Here is a 21,789-nt window from a genome sequence, read left to right as displayed (position 1 = left end):
GTAGTATGAAAAAGTTTTTCCTTCCCTTCCTCGTCCTGCTGCTCCCGGTGCTCGCCGGCGCGCAGTCCTTCCGCTTCGCCTGCTTCTATGGCACCGACGCCCGCGCCGACGCGCTGTGCATGCGGATGCGCTCGTTCAGCTCTACGCCGGCCGCCGATGCCGCCGACGCCATCCGCAACATCCTGCGGCCCATCGGCCTCGCACCCAACTTCGTGCTGGTGCCCTGCGACAACATCGAGAACTGCGCCGCCGTCACCCTCGACGACGGCTTCCGCTACATCGTTTACGACCGCAACTTTATGAACGCGATCGCCAACCGCGCGCAGACCGGCTGGAGCCATACCGCCATCCTGGCCCACGAGGTAGGGCACCACCTGCAGGGCCACACCACCGCCGGTGGCGGATCGCTCACCCAGCGCCGCCGCCAGGAGCTGGAGGCCGACGAGTTTTCGGGCTTCGTGCTCCAGAAGCTCGGGGCCACGCTCGCCGAAGCACAGGCCGCGATGCAGGCCCTGCCCGAGCCCGAAGACGAAACCCGCAGCGACCACCCCGCGCGCTGGCGTCGCCTGGCGGCCATCAAAGCCGGCTACGACCGCGCCGCTGGCGTGGAAACGCCCGCCTCCACACCCGCCGCCCCGGCACTGCCGGCCACCCGCCCCGCCAACAGCGAAGCACCCGCGGTGCACAGCGAGCTGGATCGCCACAACATCATCAGCAGCGCCGACTTTCCAACGCTGGGCCCCGCCTGGCAAGCCGGCTACCAATTGAGCGACGCCGTGTGGGCCGACGGCCGCTGGTATGCCTTCCTCAAGCGCAGCCGCGATACGAAGAACCAGGCCCTCCGCCTGCGCAATGCCTTTCCCGCCGACGAAATCCGCAGCCTCTGGCAACAGGGCCGCAACGTAACGCGCCTCGACTTCTACAATAACCAGTGGGTGCTCGTCATGAGCGAGCAGACCGGCAACCCCGACCAGCGCTGGCGCCGCCGCAGCTACTGGCCCGCCGACGAGATCCGCCAGGCCTGGAACGAAGGCTACTACATCAGCGAGGTCACCTACGGCGACGGCGAGTACGTGCTGCTGTTCAACGACAAGGCCTCCATCGGCTATGAAGACCAGCAGTACCACAGCAGCACCGAGTTCCCGGAAGAGAAGATCCGCACGCTCTGGGACGAAGGCTACCGCATCAACGTGCTCAAGTTCCTCAACAACGAATGGATCCTGGTGATGACGAAATACCGCGGCAGCACCTCGGTGCGCCAACGCTGGAACCGCAGCGACTCCTTCCCGCTCGACGTGCTGCTTAAAAACGAAGGCGAAGGATTCCTGCTGCGCAGCGCCGCCTTCGACGGCAAGCACTGGGCGGTGGTGATGGACAAATGAGAATAGGAATCGTTAGTCGCGAAATGCGATCCGCTCATACAAAAGGCAGCCCCGCGCTGCCTTTTGTATTAGAAAATAATTGGTTCCCAACCAGCAGGCGCGTACACCGTTTAGCAGACATTTCCGCTCCTTCCTTAAAGGAGAACATTAGTACGGCTCCGCACTTTTACTTATCCGGCCATTTGCGCCCGTTTTCGCAGGGTGCTTACCACTCACAAATTCTAATGTGCCGTTGACAGCGCTTCATTTAAATTGGTTTTGTTGAATCAACTGCAATGAAAATGAAGGGAAAGTTCACCTGGCTTTCCCGTGTTCCGACAATCGTGGATTCTATAATGAATGGCTCAGAGGAAAGAATAAGCAAAACGGCGGAACCGGACGACGTATTCCGGTCGTGCATCCGCGCCAGTATGGCGGCACTGCTGCTGGCTACACCGTCGGGCGAGATCCTGGAGGCAAGCCTCGGAGCCAGCGAATTGTTTGGCTATGCCCCGGGCGAGCTGCTGTCGGTGACACGCAACGAACTCATCCTGCCCGACGAAGCCATGACGCGTGCCCTGAACGAACGCGAGAACACCGGCAACGTGCGGGCCGAGGTAACGGGGCTGCGCAAAGACGGCACGCGATTCCCCCTGCGCTGGCAGTCGAGCCGCTTTACCGGCCCCGGCGGCGAGCCCCTCATCTCCGTCGCTTTCACCGACCTCAGCGACCAGAAGCGCATCGAGCACAACGCGCGCCAGCTCGACTACAACCTGCAGCTCGTGCTCGACAACTCCGACGAGGGCCTGGTGCTCATGGACACGCAGTACCGGTTCATTACGTTCAACAAAGCCGCGGAAACGTCCTTCCGCACCATTCATGGCGCCAGCATGCACAGCGGGGAAAACATCCTCTCGCTGCTCGGCCCCTCCGACGTGGTGCAACTGCAAACGCTTTTCCAGTCGGTACTGGCCGGCAAACAACACGAAGTGCGCCGCAAGCACCACCTGCCCGACGGCAGCATCCGCGTTTTCCTGACGATCATGCGGCCGCTGTTCCAGGAGGGCGTCGTGATCGGGATCATTCTCAACTCCAAGGACATCACCCGGAAATTCCAGGCACAGGAGGCACTGCGCCTGAGCAACGAGCGCTTCGAGCGTGCCGCCGCCGCCTCCTACGATATTATCTGGGAACAGGACCTCCTGGCAGACCGGCTGACACTGACCGAAAACTTCAGTCGCCTGCTCGGCTACAAAGGCGCCACGGAACTGGATTCGGAAGAATATATAATCCGCATCGTGCACCCCGACGACCGCGCCCTCGTTCGCTCCATCGGCCTTGCTTTTATTGCAGGCCACGATACGCATTTGCATTACCCGGTGCATCGCCTTTTGAAAAAAGGCGGTGGCTTCATTTATGTAGAAGCCAACGCCATTGCCTCGCGCGACGAAGCAGGCAAAGCCTACCGGCTTACCGGCGTTACCCGCGACATTACAAAGCAGTACCTGATGGAGCGCGAACTCCGCGAAAGCAACCAGCGCTACGAGCTGGCCGCGCGCGCGTCGTTCGACCTGGTGTATGAAGTGGACCTTGAAACCGGTGCCGTCATCTACAATGACGTGATCACTTCCTTCTACGGCTTCGGGCCGGGCGAACTGAATTCGGTTCAGAACAACGGGAAACTGATACACCCCGAAGACCGGGTCCTGCTGCGGCAAGCCCTGGAGGCGGCGGAAGCCGGGCACAACAACCTGCTCCAGGTGCCGCTGCTCCGCCTGCTCAAAAAAGACGGCACCCTGGTATATACGGAGCTCATCTCGCTCATCGTGCGCAACGAAGACGGCCGGCCGGTGAAGCGCATCGGCTCCGCCCGCGACATCAGCTGGCGCCATGCCATGGAGCAGGAACTGCGCAAAAGCAAAGAGCGCTTCGAGCTGGCGGCCCATGCGAGCTACGACCTCATCTGGGAGCGCGACTTCATCTCCGACAGCTTTTACTACAACGACACCTTCACCACCTTTTATGGCTACAGTGCCCAGGAGCTGCAAGACCCCGACGCGGTATTTGCCAGTTTCCCGCACCCCGACGACCGCGGCTGGCTGGCAACGCTTGTTTCGGAGTTCCTGCAAGGCACCGACACGCACCTCTCCTACCCCGTGCACCGCCTGCTCAAAGCCGACGGCAGCACCGTCTACGTAGAGGCCAATGCCTTCCTCCTGCGCGGTGAAGACGGCGTCCCCCTGCGCATGATCGGCGTGTCGAAAGACATCACCGGGCGCTACCTCATGGAGCAGCAGCTGCGCGAAAGCAACGACCGCTTCCAGCGCGCCTCCGAAGCCTCCTACGACGTGATCTGGGAAGCCGACCTGCGCACCGGCGGCCTGTACTTCAACGAACCCTTTTACGAGCTGCTCGGCTACGGCCCCGACGACGTGACCGGCATCAACGACTTTTTCGGTACGCTGCTGCACCCCGATGACCGCGACATCATCCGCTTCGCCGCGCACCAGTTCGTGCACAGCAACGATACGTTCACCCGCTTCCCGGTGCACCGCGTGCAACGCAAAGACGGCTCGTATATGTATGTGGAAGCCCGCGTACGTGTGTCGCGCGAGGCCGACGGCCATCCCTACCGCATGACCGGCGTTACCCACGACGTAACGGCGCAGCGGCTCAACGAGATCGAAATGCGCGAGCTGAACAAACAGCTGAAGCTGCGCGCCGCCGAACTCGAGGCTTCCAACCGCGAGCTGGAGCGCTTCGCCTACGTGGCCTCCCACGACCTGCAGGAGCCGCTTCGCATGGTGAGCAGCTTCATGGGGCTGCTGACGAAGCGCTACGCGGCGCAGCTCGACGACACGGCGCGGCAATACATTCATTTCGCCGTCGACGGCGCCGAGCGCATGAAACGCCTCATCCTCGACCTGCTCGAATTCTCCCGCATCGGCACCAACGCCGGCGCGCGCGAGGCCGTAGACCTCGACCGGCTGCTTGCGGAACTGCGCCAGGAGTTCGTATTCAGTATCGAAGAAAAAGGCGCGCGCGTGGAGAGCATGCCCCTGCCCGTTGTGTGGGGCCACCAAAGCCAGCTGCGCCAGTTGTGGCAGAACCTCCTGGGCAACGCCCTCAAGTACAACCGGAGCGACACGCCCAGCATTCACATCGGCTATACCGAAGACGAGGGCAGCTATACCTTCTTCATCCGCGACAACGGCATCGGCATCGAGCCGCGCTACTTTGAAAAGATCTTCGTCATCTTTCAGCAACTGCATACCCACAGCGAATACCCCGGCACCGGCATCGGCCTCGCCGTGGCCAAAAAGATCGTAGACCAGCACGGCGGCCGCATCTGGGTAGACTCGTCTCCCGGCGCCGGCAGCACGTTTTATTTCACGCTCCCCAAAACCCCGAAAACCTCATGAACCAACCTGTTCACATACTGCTGGTGGAAGACAACGAAGGCGACATCATGCTCGCCCGCGAAGCCCTGCAGGAAGGAAATCTGCTCCACCAGCTCTCGGTGGCGCGCAACGGCGAAGACGCCCTTCGCTTCCTGCGCCGCGAGCCGCCCCACGAAGAAGCGGCCACACCCGACCTCGTGCTGCTCGACATCAACCTGCCGCGCATCGACGGTAAGGAAGTGCTCGCCACGATCAAGCAGGACCCCGGCCTGAAGGTCATCCCGGTGGTGATGCTCACCACCTCGTCGTCGGAGAAAGACGTCCACGAATCCTACGCCAACCACGCCAACTGCTACATCACCAAACCCGTCGACCTGGACAAGTTCATGTCGATCGTGCAAAAGATCGAGGCCTTCTGGCTGTCGATCGTAAAACTGCCTTCCTATCGAAACTGAATGTATGTCCGCTCCCCTTTCCCTGCTGATCGTTGAAGACAATCCCGGCGACCTGCTCTTGCTGAAAGAGCACCTGCGCCTGCTGCCGGTGGCCTTCTCGGCGGTCCGCGAAGCTGCCACGCTGGCCGAAGCCGGCCGGCAGATCGAGGCGGCAAAACCCGACCTCATTCTCCTCGACCTGTTCCTGCCCGACAGCAACGGCACCGATACGTTCCAGCACCTTTTCGAGCAGGCGCCCGAAGTGCCGATCGTGGTGTTCTCGGGCCTCACCGACGCACACACGGCCATCAACACCATCCAGCAAGGCGCACAGGATTATATCGTAAAAGGCGACTACGACGAGCGCCTCCTGGCGAAAGTGATCCAATACAGCATCGAGCGTCACGCGATCCGCCTTAAGCTGCAGGCCAGCATCGACCGCTACCACCTGGTAGCCAAGGCTACTTCCGACGTGGTGTGGGACTGGGACCTGGTGACGAACGAAAACTGGTTCAATGAAAATTTCGAGTTGCAGTTCGGCTATGCGCAGGACGCTTTGCAGAGCAGCATCAACGACTGGCTGGACCGGCTTCACCCCGACGATCATGACCGCGTGCTGACGAGCATTCACAACGCCATCAACGAAGGACGGCAACACTGGGAAGAAGAATACCGCTTCCGCAGGGCCGACGGCACCTACGCCCGCATTCTCGACCGCGGCTATACACTTTACGACGAGCAGAACAAGCCGTTCCGCATGATCGGCTCTATGCAGGACATCACGCACCTCAAAGAGCTGCAGGAACGCATCACCAGCGAGCAGGTGCGCTACCAGCGCGGGATCACCGAAACCACCATCCGCGCCCAGGAGCAGGAGCGCGCCGGCATCGGCCGCGAGCTCCACGACAACATCAACCAGATCCTCGCCTCCTGTAAGCTGATGACCGAAATGGCCCTGCGCGAGCAGCACCTCCGCGAAACACTGTTGCCACGCACCGTCAACCATCTGAACACCGCCATTGAGGAGATCCGGAAACTCTCGCGCGAGCTGGTGCCGCCGCCGTTCGACGAAGTAGGCCTCGACGAAGGCCTGCGTGCGCTCATTGAAAGCACCGACGGCATTGGCGGCACGCACATCCGGCTCTGCGTCAACGGCGACGCGGCCCGGATCGAGCCCGCGATCCGGCTTGTGCTGTACCGCATCGTGCAGGAGCAGCTCCACAACATCCAGAAGTACGCCGCCGCTGCCGAGGCCACCGTGGCACTGAGCATAAGCGATGCGTCGGTGCGGCTCGAGGTGTCCGACAACGGCGCCGGCTTCGATCCTTCAGTAAAAAAGAGCGGGATCGGCCTTCGCAACATCCGCAACCGCGCACAGCTCCATGGCGGCGGGCTGACGATCGATGCGGCACCGGGCCTTGGCTGCACGCTTACCGTAGAAATACCGTTGCCGGGAAAGACCATGCCGGGCGAGCTGGTGAATGGTGAGCAGTAGACCGCTGTGAAAAAAGAAAGCAGCCCAAGGGCTGCTTTTACCATGCGAACGTATTTGTCTGTCGGGGCTCAACGCACGCGCTGACCGGCTTACTGTCCCTGCTGCTGCTCTTGCGGGCGCATGTCGATCAGGGGCAGCACGGCGTTGTGCAGGAAGGTACCCTTGAAGAGTCCGAACATGGCGCCGCGGGCCGTAGCGATGGCCTGGTTGGCCAGCATCTCGGTGAGCTGCGGGGGCACGTTGAGGTTGCCGCCGTACTCCACGGTGATCACCTGCTCGAAGTTGGCGATCTCGAAGATGTTGCTCAGCACCAGGGAGCCCAGCATGTGCTGCTGGTCTTCGTTTTTGATCTCTACCTGTACGATCAGGACCAGTAATTTATTGGGTGCATCGGCCTTCGTATCGAGGTTGATGTTGAAATGAAAATTGCCGATGTTCACGTTGGGTTCCTGCGGAACGCTCACAGCCGCGTGGAGTACTTCCAGGGCTTTCAATTGCAGTTGGGGAATTGCTTGTGCCATGGCGCGAATGTACGTGCTTCTTTCCAGTGAAACTGAATCCCCGCGCCCGTTCCCGCCTTTTTTTACCCATTGCCCACGCGCTGCACTTCCTCGCCGGCGCTGCCGCTGCGTTTCGTCTGCTTGAAGGCCTTCCCGAAGCGCCAGCTGAAGTTGAGCGCCACTACCCGCGTGTCGCGCACCATCTTGAACCATTCGCTGACGCCGCGAAACTCGGTGTTGCCCTTCATCCACTGCGTATACAGCAGGTCGCGGCCGGCGAGGCGCAGCGTGCCCGCACCCTTCAGGATCGTTTTGGAAACGCCCACCGACAATTGCCCGGCCGGGTCTACGATCTCCTGGATGTCGTTCTGGCTCCGGCTCACGTAAAGGCCCGACAGCTCCGCCGACCAGCCCTTGCCGAAGCGGAACGTATTGCTGACGTTGAGCGTACCCTGCGTGATCTGCGCGGTGTAGGCCTGCTCCACGAATCCTTCCTGCCACTTGTGCTGCAGCAGCAGGCTGGCCGACAGGTTCCACCACTTTACCGGCGCGCGTTGCACGCCAACCGTGAGGCTCAACACCCGCAGCTGGCCGAGGTTGCCTTCGGTATATACCACGATGCCGCCGGCCTCCACCGGGAACAACTGCGCGAAATAATCCGTAGTAATACTGTACCCGATGCCCGTGAGCAACCAGCCGCGGTAGTTGTGCGTCAGCTCGAGGTTCCAGCTGTATTGCGGTCGGAAGTACGGGTTGCCGCGCTGCACGGTGTATTTGTTGATAAAGAAGCTGAAGGGATTCAACTTTTGAAAGGGCGGCCGGTCAATGCGTCGGCCGGCGCTGAGCGACCAGCTGTGGTTGCTGTCGGCCTCGAAGGAAAGCAGCATCGTGGGAAACAGCGAGGAATAGCTGCGCGAGAAGGCGGAGTCTTTTACGATCGCGTTGCCCAGCTGGCGCGCATCGTAGCTCGTGGCCTCGAAGCGCAGGCCGCCCTGCAGCGTCCATTTCCGGCCTTTCCATTCGGCCGACCCGTAGCCGGCGCCGATGCGCTCTTCGTACAGGAAGTGGTTGCTGCGGCCCGCGTCGCTGCGCCAGCCGGCCCCTTCGTCGGCCTCGTACCGCACTTCATTATCGGTGCGGATGACGGCCCAGCGGGTGCCCGTTTCGAAGCTCCAGGCCTTCAACCGCGCACTGTAGTCGGCGCGGGCCGAGAGGATGCGCAGCGCGCCCGGTGCATCGGAACGATAGGCCTGCGTACTGCCCGTTCCCAGCACCACACCGTTGGCGAAGTACTGGTCGCCCTGCATGCGGTACCACTGCCCGTCGAGGTCAATCGACAGGTTGCGGGCGCTGCTGAAGGCGTGGCGCAGGCCAAGGCCAAGACCGCCATTGCGCCACCTGGTGGCCGTGTTGCTTTCGGTGCGCAGGATCGAATCGATGGCACCGCCGGGCTGCTTCCATTCGGCGCTGTTGTTGCCGTCGCTGGTACGTTTCAGCAGCAGGCCGTTGGCAGCGAAGTAAAGACTCGTCCTGGACGAAGCGGCGAAGTCGGCGTTGGCCCGCAGGTTGTGCGTGTAGTTGTTGCCGTTCATCTGCGAAGGCTGCTCTACCAGCGATACGGGTGCACCGGCAGCATTGTAATAAGTGCGCAGCGCGTCGATGTGGGTAAAGCCGCGGCCCGCGTTGAGGCTGTAACCCGTGTTGATGCTCCAGCGGTCGCGGCGCCAGGCGAGGGTGAGGCTGTTGTTGGTCTTGGTGTAGCGACCCTGCGTAATCCCGGTGGACAGGGATCCGTTGAATCCCTTCTGCCGCGTACGCTTCGTGATGATGTTGATGACGCCAGCGCCGCCTGCCGCTTCGTAACGCGCCGGCGGCTGGTCAAGCAGTTCGATCTGGCTGATGTTGCTTGCGCTCATGCCCTGCAGCAGCGTAGCCAGCTCGGCGCCCGACAGGTTGCTCGGCTTTCCGTCGATGTATACGTTGACGCCGGAGCGTCCCTTGAGGGCGAGGTTGCCGTCCTTGTCGAGGCTGACGCCGGGAAGGCGCTCGAGGGCTTCGGCAACGGTGCTTCCTACCGAGGTAATGGAGCTTTCGAGGTTCACTACCGTCTTGCCGGTTTTTTGCTCGATAAAGGGCCGGCGCGCCGTGACCGTTACGCCGGCGAGGGTGCCGGCAGGCTGGAGGTCCACCTGCAAAGCGGACGCCGCGGAAGAAGGGTTAAGCTGGAAGGAGGCGGTGGCGGCCCGCTCGTAACCGGCATGCGACACCCGGAAGAAGTAGGTGCCGGGGCGCAGGCCGCCGAATTGGGCCGCGCCCGAGGCGTCGGTGGCGCCGATCTTGACGAGGGCAGAGTCGGGCAGCTTCCGTAGTTCTACGGTCGCAGCGGGAAGCGCCTGCGCGCCGTGGCGCACGGTAACCGAGGCCTGGCCGGACTCCTGGGCGACGGCGCACAAGGGCGCCGCGGCCAGGGTATACAGGAAGTAGTGTTTTTTCAGAAGCATCCAGGCAAAGTTGCGCAAAAGCGCCGCGGAGCGGCGGTTCTTTCGTTGGCCGGTCGCGGGACCCCGGATTGCCCGTCCGTTTTTTACATGAGCGAAAAAGAGACGCCCGCAGGCTTCTCGTACAGCTACTCTTCCGACCTTTCTATTCTTCTCCTCCATTGCACAACTTCCATCCTTTTTTCTGTTGCGGAAAACAACAGGAGTGCGTGTGAAAATTCCCAGCGAATCCTGTTTGAAATCCCTTGGAAAGGCCCTCCGCAACCGGATAGCTTCGCAAAAAAGTCTGACCATGCCCCCACCTATTGATGCCCTGGAGTTATACCCCGCGCTGAAGCGGCGCTGGGGCCGCCAGCTCCGCAAAAGCCTGCGCTCGGTTCTGCTGCGGCAATCGCCCGATTGGGTCGATGTGCAGCTCCGCTTCCGCAATGGCGCCGAGCGCTTCTACTTTCTCGGGTTTATCTGCGCCGGCAGCGAGCCGCTCTTCCTGCCCGAGTCGGATATCGTGGACAACGCCCAGCATTTTCTTCACCTTGATGCACTCACCCTCAGCCACTGTATCGGCGGCCTGTTCCGCCGTGCTGTCAGCCGGCGCTGGGAAGCCCTGCTGGACGCGGGAAATAGTGACAACGATCGGTACCTTTGCCCCTTCTGATGCAGCTAACCGCCGAACAAAACGCCATCCTCGCCGCGCAAGGGCCCCTCAAGATCAATGCAGTAGCAGGCTCGGGCAAGACCACCACGCTGATCCAGTATGCCGCCACCCGCCCCGCCGGCAGCCGGATCCTATACCTGGCCTTCAACCGCACCGTCCGCAACGAGGCTGCCGCCCGCTTCGCCGCCCTCGGCATGAACGGCGTGCGCGTGGAAACGGCGCACTCCCTTGCCTTCCGCCAAGTGGTGGCGCGACAGGGTTACCGGGTGCGCTCCTCGGGCTACAACACCCGCGAAATTGCCGGCCTCCTCGGCCTGCAGATCAGCGGCGAAAAGCACGGCGCCTATATCCTTGCCAACCATATCGGCAAGTTCGTAGCGCATTTCTGCAACAGTGCCGAGGCGCGCGTTACCGACATCAATTACAGCGCGCTGGTGCAGGACGATAAGGCCAGGACTTTTGTCAGCAACCACTATGCAGCCATCGAGCGCGGCACGCGCCTGCTGCTGTCGCAGATGGACAAGGGCGAGATCGAGTGCACACATGATTTTTACCTCAAGAAGTTCCAGCTGTCGCGGCCCGTGCTTCCCTTCGACTATATCCTCTTCGACGAGGGCCAGGATGCGTCGCCGGCGATGCTCGACGTATTCCTGCAGCAGCCCGCCATAAAGCTGATCGTGGGCGATATGCACCAGCAGATCTACAGCTGGCGCGGCGCCGTCAACGCACTCGAAGGCGTGGACTTTCCCGCCTATGGCCTGACGGCCTCTTTCCGCTTCGGTGCCGATATTGCCCGGCTGGCCACGCAGGTACTTTCCTGGAAGGGTTACTTCGGCGACATGCCGCTCATCGACATCAAAGGAAAGGGCACGGCCGAAGGCGGCGGCACGGCGGCCACCATCGCCCGCAGCAACCTGGGCCTGCTGCTCGCCGCCATCCGCTACATCACCGACAACCGCTCGGTGCAGCACATTTATTTCGAAGGAAATATCAACTCCTATACGTACGCCGAAGAAGGCGCCTCGCTTTATGACGTGCTGTACCTCTATAACGGGCAACCCGACAAAGTGCGCGACCCGCTGCTGCGCGAGCTCGGCTCGCTGGAAGGCCTGGAAGAATACATCGAAAAAACGGAAGAAGCCGGCCTGGCCACGTTGCTCGAGATCGTGCGCGAATACGGCAACGAGATCTTCGACCTGCTGCGCGCCCTCAAAGCGCGCCACGTGGGCGATGCCGAGCGCCACAAGGCTGAAATGATCTTTTCTACCGTGCACCGGGCCAAAGGCATGGAGTACGACACGGTTCACCTCGCCGCCGACTTTGTAACGGAAACGAAGCTGGAGCGGCTGGCTGCGAAAAAGGAGACCCTCAATCGTGTGCGCACCTTCGAGGAGATCAACCTCCTGTACGTGGCGCTCACCCGCGCGCGGCGCCACCTGCACCTGCCCGAGGCGCTGCTCCCGAAAGACTTTAAAGCCTCCGCTGATATCAACGTCATTAAAACCCCGGAATCGGCGCTGACCGAGCTCCAGCGCGATATCGAAAGCCGCAACGGACCCTATGTGAAAAAAGCGGGCGCCGGCAAGCGCACTTTCCTCGAAAGCCGCCTCCAAAGCAAGAATGCCCATGAGCCCTGGACGCCCGAAACCGACGCCGAGCTGCGCCGGATGTTTCACCAGGGCCGCTCGCTCACCGACCTGTCGGGGCACTTCGGCCGCAGCAAAGGAGTGATCCTGTCGCGGCTGCGCAAGCTCGGAAGCCTGGGCGAAGAGGGATGATCGGAACGGAAGCTGCCGCTTGCGAAGCGTTGCGCATTTCGAATAAGAAGCGGCGAAAGGCAGGGCATAAAAAAAGAGACGCAGCAATGGCGTCTCTCCTTAGTATCGGGAAGCGAATGAATTCGCGATCGGTCTGATGGGTAAAGCTTACACTTCTTCTTTCACCACGCTCAGCTTCTGGAAGTCGGAGCCGTGGAAAATGCGGGAGAGGTTCATGTCCTTCGACTTCTTGTAGGCGTCGAGGTTGGTCTTGGTCACGATGCGCCAGAAGTTTTTGGAGCTCAGATCACTGTAGTCGCGGTCCTTGATGAACATGCCCTGGATGGCATCGCGCTTCTTGAAGGAGATCTTGATCGGGGAGTCTGCCGGGTGGCGGGTCAGGAATGTTTGAATTTCTTCTGTGGTCATTGTTACAATTTACGAAAGATGCGGGAATACGCGGAGGGCTACCGCGGTTCTGCCTCCGGGCCGACCGTTTTTGAGGCGGGTCCGCCAACAGTGAAGTTCGGGAACAGGGCGCGCCGTCGAAAAAACTATGGCGCACAGTGCCGGGGAGGGCCGTAAAGCTACGCTTTTTGCGGTGCCCGCCCGTGTTAAAACCCTTTAACAGGGCGGTTGAAACGGAAAAGGCCGCCAGATGGCAGCCTTTTCAGCGATTTTTCGGAACTCCTATAAAAGCCCCTGCGTTTGCTTGCGCGGCAAGCGGATGACGAATTCGGCCCCAACGCCCTCGCGGCCGAGGGCCCGGATGGTCCCGCCGTGGCGGTGCACGATCCGTCGGCAAAGCGACAGGCCGAGGCCGGTGCCTTCGAACTTGTCTTTGGAGTGCAGCCGCGTAAAGGGGTCGAAGATGCGGTCGGACTGCTCCTGGCTGAAGCCGATGCCGTTGTCGGTAAAGCGGATCTCTACCGAATCGGGTTCCACGGGCTGCGCCTTGATGCTGATCTCGGGAACGCCGCCGGGGCGCGCAAACTTCAGCGCATTGTTCATGAGGTTGTAAAAAAGCTGGTACAGCAGCACCGAGGCTCCTTCCAGCACCGGCAGCTGGCTGTACTGCACCAATGCCTTCTTTTGGGTAATGGGCAGCTCCAGATCCTGCTCGATCTGGCGCATCACCTGCTGCAGGTCCACCTGCTCGGTCGGCTGGCCGGCGGCGTTCAGCATCGAATACTTGAGCACTCCTTCGATCATGGCGTACATACGGTCGGCAGCCGAGTTGACCTTTTGCAGGAAGCCGTGCCCCCGCTCCGAAAAGCGCGTCTCCGGGTCTTCGGTCAGGCGGCTGATGAAGGTCTTCACCTTACGTAGGGGCTCCTTCAGGTCATGGGAAGCCACGTGGGCAAACTGTTGCAGGTCCTGGTTGGACTGGTGCAGGTCGGCGTTAAGCGTCTTCAGTTCCAGCGTGCGCCGGGCCACTTCGGCTTCCAGGTATTGCTCGTTCTCCTGCATCCGCAGGCGCGCGCGCACGGAGTCGGTCACCTCCACCCCCACGCCTACGACGCCATCCACCTTCCCCCGCAGGTCACGCAGGGGTTCGTAAATGAAGTTGATGAAGATCGTTTCGGTGCGTCCGTGGCGGACCAGCTCTACCGGCATTTCATGGGCCACAAAAGGTTTCCCTTCCCGGTAAACCTCTTCCAAAATAGTTTCGAACCCCTGGCTGGCCAGTTCGGGGAAGGCTTCGAAGGCCGGTTTGTGCAGCACTTCACTGGCCGCTTTGCCCCAAACCTCGAGCGCCCGGTCGTTGGCCATGTCGATCACGAGGTCATGGCCGCGCAGGATGGTCATGGCCACCGGCGCCTGGTGGATCACGCGGCGCAGGTTGTGCTCGGCATGGCGCCGGCTTTCGGCGATCTTGATATTGCCTTCCACGCGGGCCAGCAGCTCGCGGGCGGAGAACGGTTTTACGAGGTAGTCGTCGGCGCCGGCGTCAAGCCCTTCCACTTTGGCTTCGTCGCCCGCGCGGGCCGACAGGAAGATCACCGGAGTGTGCTTGAGCTCCGGGTGGGCCCGCACATGCTGCAGCAGGCCGAAGCCATCGAGGCGGGGCATCATCACGTCGGACAGCAACAGGTCGGGGCGCTCAGTTTCCAGCAGGCGCACAGCCTCCTCGCCGTCGCGGGCGGTGAGTACGCGGAAGTTCCCGCTCAGCAGGCGCCGCACGTAATCGCGCATGTCGGTATTGTCATCGGCCAGGAGCACCGTGGGGCATCCCTCGCGGGCCACCGGCTCTTCGTCGGTGAGGCCGCGCTCCGCGTCCTGCGCTTCGGGGATCCACTTGAGGGCTTCCTGCAAAAAGATGTCGGAATGGCCCGACATAGTAGCCGCCGCGGCCACGATGCGGTCCTGCGGCAGGTGTTGCCGCCCCAGGGGCAGGTAAATGGTAAAGCGCGATCCTTCGCCGGGGCGGCTTTCCACATCGATGCGTCCGCCGTGCAGGCGCACAAGCTCGCGCACCATTGCCAGACCGATACCAGTGCCTTCCTGGCTCCGGCCGCCGCGGGCCTCTATGCGGTGAAAGCGGTTGAACACCTTCGACAACTGGTCTTCGGGAATGCCGATACCCGTGTCGGCAACGAACACCGCAAGATCGCTCCCATCCTGGCGCACGCCCACGGTGATGGAGCCCGCCTCGCTGTATTTGAATGCGTTGCTGACGAGGTTCAGGATGATACGCTCCCACATCTCAGGATCGACATATACCTCGCCGGCTACCGGCGACATGTCGAAATACAATTGCATACCCGCCTTTTCAATGGCCGAGCGAAAGGTGCTGGCCAGGTCGCGGGTAAGGGTCACCACGTCCACGCGGGCAAAACTGCCCTCGAGGCGGCCCGCTTCGATGCGCGAGAATTCGAGCAGCGTGTTGACAAGCTTCTGCAGGCGCAGGGCGTTGCGGTAGGCCACGTCCATCCGTGGCCGGTTGGCCGGGATGGTATTCGGATCGTTGAGCGCGTCTTCGACAGGTCCCAGCAGGAGCGTGAGCGGGGTGCGGAATTCGTGGCTGATGTTGGAGAAAAAGGTCGTCTTCGCCCGGTCGATCTCGGCGAGGGCTTCGGCGCGCTTTCGTTCTTCTTCCAGCAGGTGCACGTCGGCAAAGCTGGTAGCCACCTGGTCGGCCACGAGCGAGAAGAAGCCCGCGTATTTTTCATCCACCAGGCGGTATGGATTCATCCCGAACAGTAGGAAGCCGTACGGTTCTTTTCCCGAAGAATATATGGGCAGGATGGCAACGGATGTTGGCGGAACGCCCCAGGCGCCGGCCGGCAGCGCGGCGCTGCTGACCTGCGTCGCGTTGAGCACTTGCAGGGAGCGGCTGCCGAGGGCGGCCGCGAACGCTTCTGCCAGGAGACCCGTCGCCTTGGGATCTACCTGCGCCGGCAACTGCACGCCCTCCATGGCCGCACCCGCCAGGCGGGCGAGGCCCTCCGACCAGTGGTAGTACACGGCGAAGGAAAAATCGTGCGGGTTATCTACCAGCGCCTCGAGGGTTTTTTCCACCACCTCCTCGTTGTTCCGGGGATCGGTGAGGAGCTTGCCGAGACGGGTGAGCGTGCGCAGCTGGCGTTCGCTGATGATGCGGTCGGTGTCGTCGGTATTGAAACAGATCATGCCGGCCGGCCGGCCGTCGTCGCCGGGCACGGGCGTGTAGGAAAACGTGTAATAGGTTTCTTCGGGGTAGCCATTGCGCTCCATAATGAGGAGCTGCGACTCCACGTACGTGCCCTGGTCGTGCTCCATGACGGTTTCGAGCATCGGCTCGATGTCGCGCCAGATGTCCTGCCACACCACCGACGCCGGTTGTCCGAGCGCCCAGGGGTGCTTGCCCCCCACGATGGCTTTATAGGGATCGTTGTAGAGCTTAATGAGTTCGCGGCCCCAGCCGATCCAGATCGGCTGCCGCGATGCGAGCATGATGCGAACACAGGTCCGGAGGCTTTGCGGCCAGGAATTGACCGGGCCAAGCGGCGTATCTGCCCAGCCGTGCGCACGAATGCGCTCGCCGAGCTCACCGCCTCCCTGCAAAAAATCGGGTATGGATTTGATTCCTTCCGTAGAGGTCATATGAGGTTAAGGGTCAGTAAGATGATCAATAAAGATAGTGCCCGGACGTTGTCTTCCGGGCACTATGTTTTACCAGCATGCGTCCGGCGCTTTACTTCAGGTACTGATCCAGGTAATCGGTCACTTTATGGTAGAGGTGCGCACGGTCCTTGCCGCCCACGTTGTGCGCGTGGCCGGGGTAGATCATATAATCTACCTGCACGCCCTTGTCGATGGCGGCGCGCACGAAACGCACGGAGTGCTGCTGCACCACCACATCGTCCTGTAGTCCGTGAATGAGCAGCAGGTGGTCTTTCAGGTTGCCGGCCTGCTTTGTCAGGTCGGTGGCGGCATAGCCCTGCGGGTTTTCCTGGGGCATATCCATATAACGTTCGCCGTACATCACTTCATAATAGCGCCAGTCGGTAACCGGACCGCCGGCCACAGCCGCTTTGAACACACCCGGAAAGCGCAGCACGAAGTCGATCGTCATGAACCCGCCGTAGCTCCAGCCGAAGAGGCCCATTCGATTCGTGTCTGCGTAGGGCAGGCTGCGCAGCCAGTCCACGCCTTTGCGCAGATCTTCGAGCTGCGGCTCGCCGGCCTTGCGGAAGACCGCCTGCTCGAAGGCGCGGCCGCGGTTGTCGGAGCCGCGCGGATCGATGCTGAACACAAGGTAGCCGCGCTCGGCCATGTACTGGAACCAGTAGTCGCCGGCGCCGCCGTTGTAGCCGGCCGTGATCAGCTGCACGTGCGGGCCACCGTACCAGTACACTACCACGGGGTATTTCTTCGTGCTGTCGAAGCCGGGCGGCAGAAACAGGCGTGTGTACACGGGCGTGCCATCGCCGCCGGGTATTGTAGAAATACGGATCGTGCCTTTCGCGTAGCCGGCCAGCGGGTCGGGCGCGTCGAAGACCGTGCGGGTTTTTGTGGGTGCCGTTGCGTCTACGAGGCGTATGCTGCGCGGGTGCTGCTGGTTGCTGTATATGTCGAGGATGTAGTGGCCGGTGCCGCTCACCTGGATGCTGTGCACCGAGGGCTCACCCGTTGCCGACAGGTTTTGCACCGCGCCGGTGCGCAGGCTGAGTCGGCAGGGAGTACGCGTTAGCGGGGACAACTCGGTGCTCAGGTAGTATACGTGCTCTCCTTTGTCGTCGAACCCCTTTACGTCGGTCACTTCCCAGGGGCCGCGCGTCAGCTGCTTCAGCAGGCGGCCGCTCGTATCGTATAAATACAGGTGGTTGTATCCGTCGCGGTTGCTCTGCCAGATGAATTGCCCGTTGTTCTTCGTAACAAAAAGCATCGGCAGCAGCGGCTCCACGTACTTTTCATCGCGCTCCTCGAAGAGGGTTTTGATGAATGCGCCCGTGGCGCCGTCGTATTGATTGAGGCGCATGTGGTTTTGCCCGCGGTTGAGCACGGCGATGTATATGTACCGGCTGTCGGGGCTCCAGGCGATGTTGGTGAGGTACTGCTCCACCGGCCCGCCGGTTTGCAGGAACACGAGCTTCCCCTCTTCGGCGTTGTATACGCCCACCGTTACCTGGTGACTCTTGTCGCCGGCCATCGGGTACTTGATAAGTTCGGCTTTGGCCGGCGTCGCCGTCCAGTCGATGATGGGGTAATCGGTCACCATGCTTTGGTCCATGCGGTAAAAGGCCAGGCGTTTACCGTCGGGGCTCCAGAAGGTACCTTTGGTGATGCCGAATTCTTCGCGGTGCACGGTGGAAGCATAAACGATGCTGCGGCTGCCGTCGGCAGTGATGGCGCGGTTGCTGTTGCCGTCGGCCACATAGAGGTTGTCGTTGTCCACGTAGGCGATGTAGCCGGCGCTGCTTTCTTCCATACGCTCCTTGTTGAGCAGCTCCCGCGGAATAGTCAGGCGTGCGGTACCGGCATCAGCCGAATACGCCACGCGACCCTTCGGGATGTTGAAGTACCAGTCGCGGCCCTTGTTGAACTGGATCGTGGGCATGCTGGTCAGCGTATCGTAGCCGCTCTTGCGCAGCGATGCGTTGAGCGTCGACAGCGTCAGCAGCGGGGTTTCCGATTTATCACGGAAGGAGCCCTGCATCCACACATCCGCGCTGTCTGCTTTTTTCAGGTATACGTAGTTATCGCTGTTGTAGCGAAACTGGAGCTGCCGCAGGTTCTGGGGCGGCGTTACATTCTTCTGCGCGAAGGCTTCCTCGATCGTAAGCAGCTTTTCCTGGGCGCCGGCGCCGAAGCCGAGCAGCAGCATGGCGGCGCCGAAAAGATGTTTGTTCATGCGTGGGGTTGAATCCGGGCAAGTTAAGCAAAGGGGCCACAAAAAAGCCGCGAGGCCCCCGCTGCAGCACAACGGGAAACCTCACGGCTAAAAAAAGAGCGTACGGATCGATCAATAATAGGGACGGATCACGGTCATGGCGTTGCCATTGGCGCGCGTCCATACCGCTTTGAAGTAGTACGGGTTGTTGCCCGGGCAACCGGTGGGCTGGCCCTGGATGTTGAGGCCGTAGGTGACTTCGAGGCTGTGGGCGAGGCCGGTATGCAGCACGTTGCCAGCACCGAGGCGGAAGCGACACTCGCTTCTGAAGACCAGCGGGCTGGTGATGCGGGTGCGGAAGGCATTGCCGAAACGGTTGGTGCCCCACTCGGCGATGTCGTTCACGCCGCCGTCGCTGTGGTTGCCCGAGATGGCGATGTTAAGTACGGTCGGTGCGGGATGCGTGTAGGTGCGCTTGCGGGCGGCCTGCCACTGACGCTGGCTGCCGTTGTCGAAGGTGATCGACATGGCGGCGTCTACCGTGTGCACGATGGTTCCGCCTACCGGCATGTTGCCGAGGCGGCCGCCGCTTACGTTGGTATGGGTGCGCGTGCCGTTGATGGTGATGCTCTTATTGTCGCTGCGGCGCGTGATCTTAAGATTCACGATAGAGTCGCGGAGCGTGGCGCCGGGCTGGCCCCAGCGCTGGGCGCGCGGCTGCATTACGTAGATCGTACCGGTGCGGGTGCGGAACGAATCGCAGGGTGCGCCGTTGAAGGTGATGATCATCACGCGCTGCGTGCTGGTGGAATCGAAGGTTACCGTGGCGTCACAAGGCGGAAGAACCAGCGTGCGCGCGGTGTTGTTGACGCGACCGAAGGCGGGATCCGATTCGACGGCGGCGTTAATGTCGTTGTCGACCGCCTCCAGGTCCGTGGACACGCGGCTCTGGTCGTCGGAATGTTGGGTCAGTTGTTCGGTGACGACCGTTTCATTGTCGTCGTCGTTGCTGGAATCTTTCTTACAGGCCGTGATGCCTAGCAAAGCGAGGGCAGTAAAGGCAAGAATGCGCAGTTTCATAGCGTTTTGTTTTTGTAGACGGTGATAAGTTCAGAGACAAAGACCGGGTGAAAGATCCAAAGTTTAACGGCAATTGAGGAATTCTTTCGCAGGATGGTAACAGTTCGTGCGGAAGCTGAACTTTTTCAAGAAGCAGGCCCACACGTATTATTGATTTCCCATATTCATAGAAAATTGTCGGAGAACGATCTGGAGATTTTTTAACCCCCTCCTAACAGTTTGGCACGCCAGTGGATATACACAGGATGTCAACAGTTGTTAACCTATCATACTTCTAACCATGAAACCGACAAAAAACAGCACGGGAAACATTTTCCGTCAGCCCCTCACCTGGCTCCTGATCGTATCGCTCACCACTTTCTCCTCTTGCTTCCGTAGTTCGTACCGCTCCAGCGAAGGCTGCCCGGCGATGAATTCGGCCGCTATGAAGCCCAGCTTCCGCGGACGTTAATCGTGAAGCGTGAACCGTCAGCCGTCAGCGCTGACGCCTATAAAAAAAGAACGTCCCGCAATGCGGGACGTTCTTTTTACCGCGCATTGCGCGTTCACGGTTCACGCCTCACGACTCACGATTCCTACTGTTCCCAGCTAAGCTCCACACGCCGGTTGCGGGCGCGGGCGGCGGCATTGTCCTGTCCGTCCTGCACCTCCGGCTCCAGCGGGCAGCACTCGCCGAAACCCTTGATCCACAAGCGTTCCGAGGCAACGCCCTTTTCGTACAGGTAAGCCCGTACAGCGCGGGCACGACGGTCGCTGAGGCGGTTGTTATAGGAGTCGCGGCCCTTGCCGTCGGTATAGCCGCCGATACGGAGGCGACGGGCGGGGTTGGCGCTCATTTGTAGAAATACGGTATCAAGCTGTTGCCGTGCTTCCGTGGTCAGTTCCGCTTTGTCGAAGTCGAACAGCAGCACGGGCAGTGTATAAACGGGTGCTTCCACGATTCCGGCCGTGTCTTTCGGCATCGGCGCCGGCGGAATTTCCACGGGCGGCGGCGGATCCTGTCTCGCGATCGTATAGATCTCCAGGCAGCAGTCGGAGGCCCGGTCAGAACTCAGGTAAGCCCTGCGAAAGAGGCTGCTGTCGGCGGAGACCGAGAAAAAGTAGCTGTCGTCTTTTACCGAGTTATAGGGTGCGCCCAGGTTTTCGGCGGGACCCAAGCCTTGCAGCGTGCCCTTGCTGGCAAAAAGGTCGAAGCCGCCGAGGCCGGGGCGGCCGTTGGACGCAAACACGAGCGTTTGCGCGGTACCGTGGTAAAAAGGCGCTTGCTCGTCACCGGCGGTGTTGACGCCGGAACCCAGGTTCTGGGGCTCGATCGAAACATCTTCATTCAACACCACGAGCCACAGGTCGTAGCCGCCCCGGCCGCCGGCGCGGTCGGAGCTGAACAGCAGGTAGCGGGTGCCGTCTTTTTCTACATAAAAAGGCTGCGCGTTGCTGCTGCCCGGCGCGTTGACCTTTTCATTCAGCAACACCGGCGTCGTCCAGCCGCCGTCTTCACGGGTGACGGTATAAATACGGGACAGGTTCCGGCCGGCCTCGCGGGTCCAGGCCGAGAAGTACATCCGCTTGCCATCGGGGGTAAAGGAACAAAGCCCCTGGTCGATGGCCTGCCCGGGCAGGGGGTCGGCATTGAGGGCGTCGGTGCCGACAACGCGGTAGAGGTGGTTGCGGTTGGGGCCTTTGCCCTGCTGACTGCTGTCGGTGCGGCTCGAGGTAAAGAATACGGTTCCACCCCATTCCACCGCGGCGTAGTTGCCGTGGCCCGTATTGAGATCGCCGGCGGCTTTGGTTACCGTCACCAGCGGGTCGGGGCGGCTGTCGAAGCGGAGGGCGGCCTCTTCCAACGCCAGCGTTTGCTGCTGCGCGGGTGTCAGCGGGCGCAGCCGGGCAGCCTGGAGGGCTTTGAAGGCGGAATCTTTCTGCCCCGCCGCGCGCAGGCTGCGCACGTAGTTCACGGCGCCGTCGGGTGAAGCGCTGTTCAGCTTGCCGTAGTATTGGGCTGCCTGGGCGTAGTCGTGCAGCTGGAAATAACATTCGGCGAGACGCTCATAGGCTTTGTCGCCGGCGCTGGCGGCGCTGCGGCTGCCGGTACGCTGGGGGGCATAGGGCGTAAAGCCGGCGCTGTTGGATTTGCGGATGCCGAGGTACTGCTCGTATTGCACGGCCGCATTGTAGTAATCGCCGGAGGCGTAGTAACGCTCGGCCTGCCGCAGGTGGTCGGCGCCCTGGGCGGAGGCCAGCTGGGCGGCGAGCAGGAAAAGCACAAGCTTCGGAAAACGGATCATAGTCTGG

14 protein-coding genes are annotated in these 21,789 nt (G+C 61.4%); 7 read left to right on the top strand and 7 right to left on the bottom strand.

Annotation, left to right across the window (positions count from 1 at the left end):
• Window positions 1-5 precede the first annotated feature (5 nt).
• The 4 genes from E0486_RS09660 to E0486_RS09645 all read left to right on the top strand — a co-directional run bounded on the left by E0486_RS09660 (window position 6) and on the right by E0486_RS09645 (window position 6,691).
• Window positions 6-1,382 carry a DUF7477 domain-containing protein gene (locus E0486_RS09660; protein WP_131851959.1) on the top strand — a complete coding sequence of 459 codons (1,377 nt, stop codon included), beginning with the start codon at window positions 6-8 and terminating at the stop codon, window positions 1,380-1,382.
• Window positions 1,383-1,657: 275 nt separating this feature from the next.
• Entirely contained in the window at window positions 1,658-4,783 is a 3,126-nt protein-coding gene (locus E0486_RS09655; protein WP_131851958.1) for a PAS domain S-box protein, read from the top strand.
• A complete protein-coding gene (locus tag E0486_RS09650; protein ID WP_131851957.1) occupies window positions 4,780-5,217 on the top strand; it encodes a response regulator in 438 nt (145 codons plus the stop codon). Before E0486_RS09655 ends, E0486_RS09650 begins: the two co-directional genes overlap by 4 nt.
• 4 nt (window positions 5,218-5,221) lie before the next feature.
• The gene (locus E0486_RS09645; protein ID WP_131851956.1) at window positions 5,222-6,691 is read left to right on the top strand and encodes a PAS domain-containing protein; all 1,470 of its coding nucleotides are present in this window, start codon (window positions 5,222-5,224) and stop codon (window positions 6,689-6,691) included.
• A gap of 89 nt (window positions 6,692-6,780) precedes the next feature.
• Here the strand turns inward: E0486_RS09645 and E0486_RS09640 are convergent, their stop codons facing one another.
• Both E0486_RS09640 and E0486_RS09635 read right to left on the bottom strand, forming a co-directional pair.
• Window positions 6,781-7,212 carry a hypothetical protein gene (locus E0486_RS09640; protein WP_131851955.1) on the bottom strand — a complete coding sequence of 144 codons (432 nt, stop codon included), beginning with the start codon at window positions 7,210-7,212 and terminating at the stop codon, window positions 6,781-6,783.
• A gap of 62 nt (window positions 7,213-7,274) precedes the next feature.
• Window positions 7,275-9,692, bottom strand: a complete 2,418-nt coding sequence (locus E0486_RS09635; RefSeq protein WP_165917269.1) for an outer membrane beta-barrel protein — start codon at window positions 9,690-9,692, stop codon at window positions 7,275-7,277.
• Between the two features lie 289 nt (window positions 9,693-9,981).
• On the opposite strand from E0486_RS09635, the gene E0486_RS09630 reads away from it, so the two are divergent.
• Window positions 9,982-10,344: a hypothetical protein gene (locus tag E0486_RS09630; protein ID WP_131851953.1), complete on the top strand. Its 363-nt coding sequence runs from the start codon at window positions 9,982-9,984 to the stop codon at window positions 10,342-10,344.
• Complete coding sequence (locus E0486_RS09625) at window positions 10,344-12,122, top strand: UvrD-helicase domain-containing protein (protein WP_131851952.1); 1,779 nt, start codon at window positions 10,344-10,346, stop codon at window positions 12,120-12,122. Before E0486_RS09630 ends, E0486_RS09625 begins: the two co-directional genes overlap by 1 nt.
• Before the next feature lie 147 nt (window positions 12,123-12,269).
• Here E0486_RS09625 and E0486_RS09620 read toward each other — a convergent pair whose 3' ends face one another.
• The 4 genes from E0486_RS09620 to E0486_RS09605 all read right to left on the bottom strand — a co-directional run bounded on the left by E0486_RS09620 (window position 12,270) and on the right by E0486_RS09605 (window position 19,497).
• The gene (locus tag E0486_RS09620; RefSeq protein ID WP_131851951.1) at window positions 12,270-12,530 is read right to left on the bottom strand and encodes a short-chain dehydrogenase; all 261 of its coding nucleotides are present in this window, start codon (window positions 12,528-12,530) and stop codon (window positions 12,270-12,272) included.
• 261 nt (window positions 12,531-12,791) lie between these two features.
• The gene (locus E0486_RS09615; RefSeq protein WP_131851950.1) at window positions 12,792-16,187 is read right to left on the bottom strand and encodes an ATP-binding protein; all 3,396 of its coding nucleotides are present in this window, start codon (window positions 16,185-16,187) and stop codon (window positions 12,792-12,794) included.
• A gap of 91 nt (window positions 16,188-16,278) precedes the next feature.
• Entirely contained in the window at window positions 16,279-18,438 is a 2,160-nt protein-coding gene (locus E0486_RS09610; protein WP_131851949.1) for a S9 family peptidase, read from the bottom strand.
• Between the two features lie 111 nt (window positions 18,439-18,549).
• Window positions 18,550-19,497: a hypothetical protein gene (locus tag E0486_RS09605; RefSeq protein WP_131851948.1), complete on the bottom strand. Its 948-nt coding sequence runs from the start codon at window positions 19,495-19,497 to the stop codon at window positions 18,550-18,552.
• 280 nt (window positions 19,498-19,777) lie between these two features.
• On the opposite strand from E0486_RS09605, the gene E0486_RS18835 reads away from it, so the two are divergent.
• Complete coding sequence (locus E0486_RS18835) at window positions 19,778-19,948, top strand: hypothetical protein (RefSeq protein WP_165917268.1); 171 nt, start codon at window positions 19,778-19,780, stop codon at window positions 19,946-19,948.
• A gap of 124 nt (window positions 19,949-20,072) precedes the next feature.
• Here E0486_RS18835 and E0486_RS09600 read toward each other — a convergent pair whose 3' ends face one another.
• A complete protein-coding gene (locus tag E0486_RS09600) occupies window positions 20,073-21,782 on the bottom strand; it encodes an OmpA family protein (RefSeq protein ID WP_131851947.1) in 1,710 nt (569 codons plus the stop codon).
• Between the last annotated feature and the right edge of the window lie 7 nt (window positions 21,783-21,789).

Source organism: Flaviaesturariibacter aridisoli (genome assembly GCF_004343705.1).
Taxonomy (GTDB): Bacteria; Bacteroidota; Bacteroidia; order Chitinophagales; family Chitinophagaceae; genus Flavisolibacter; species Flavisolibacter aridisoli.
The sequence above is the reverse complement of the archived record's forward strand: the minus strand, read 5'-3'. Positions and strand labels throughout refer to the sequence as shown.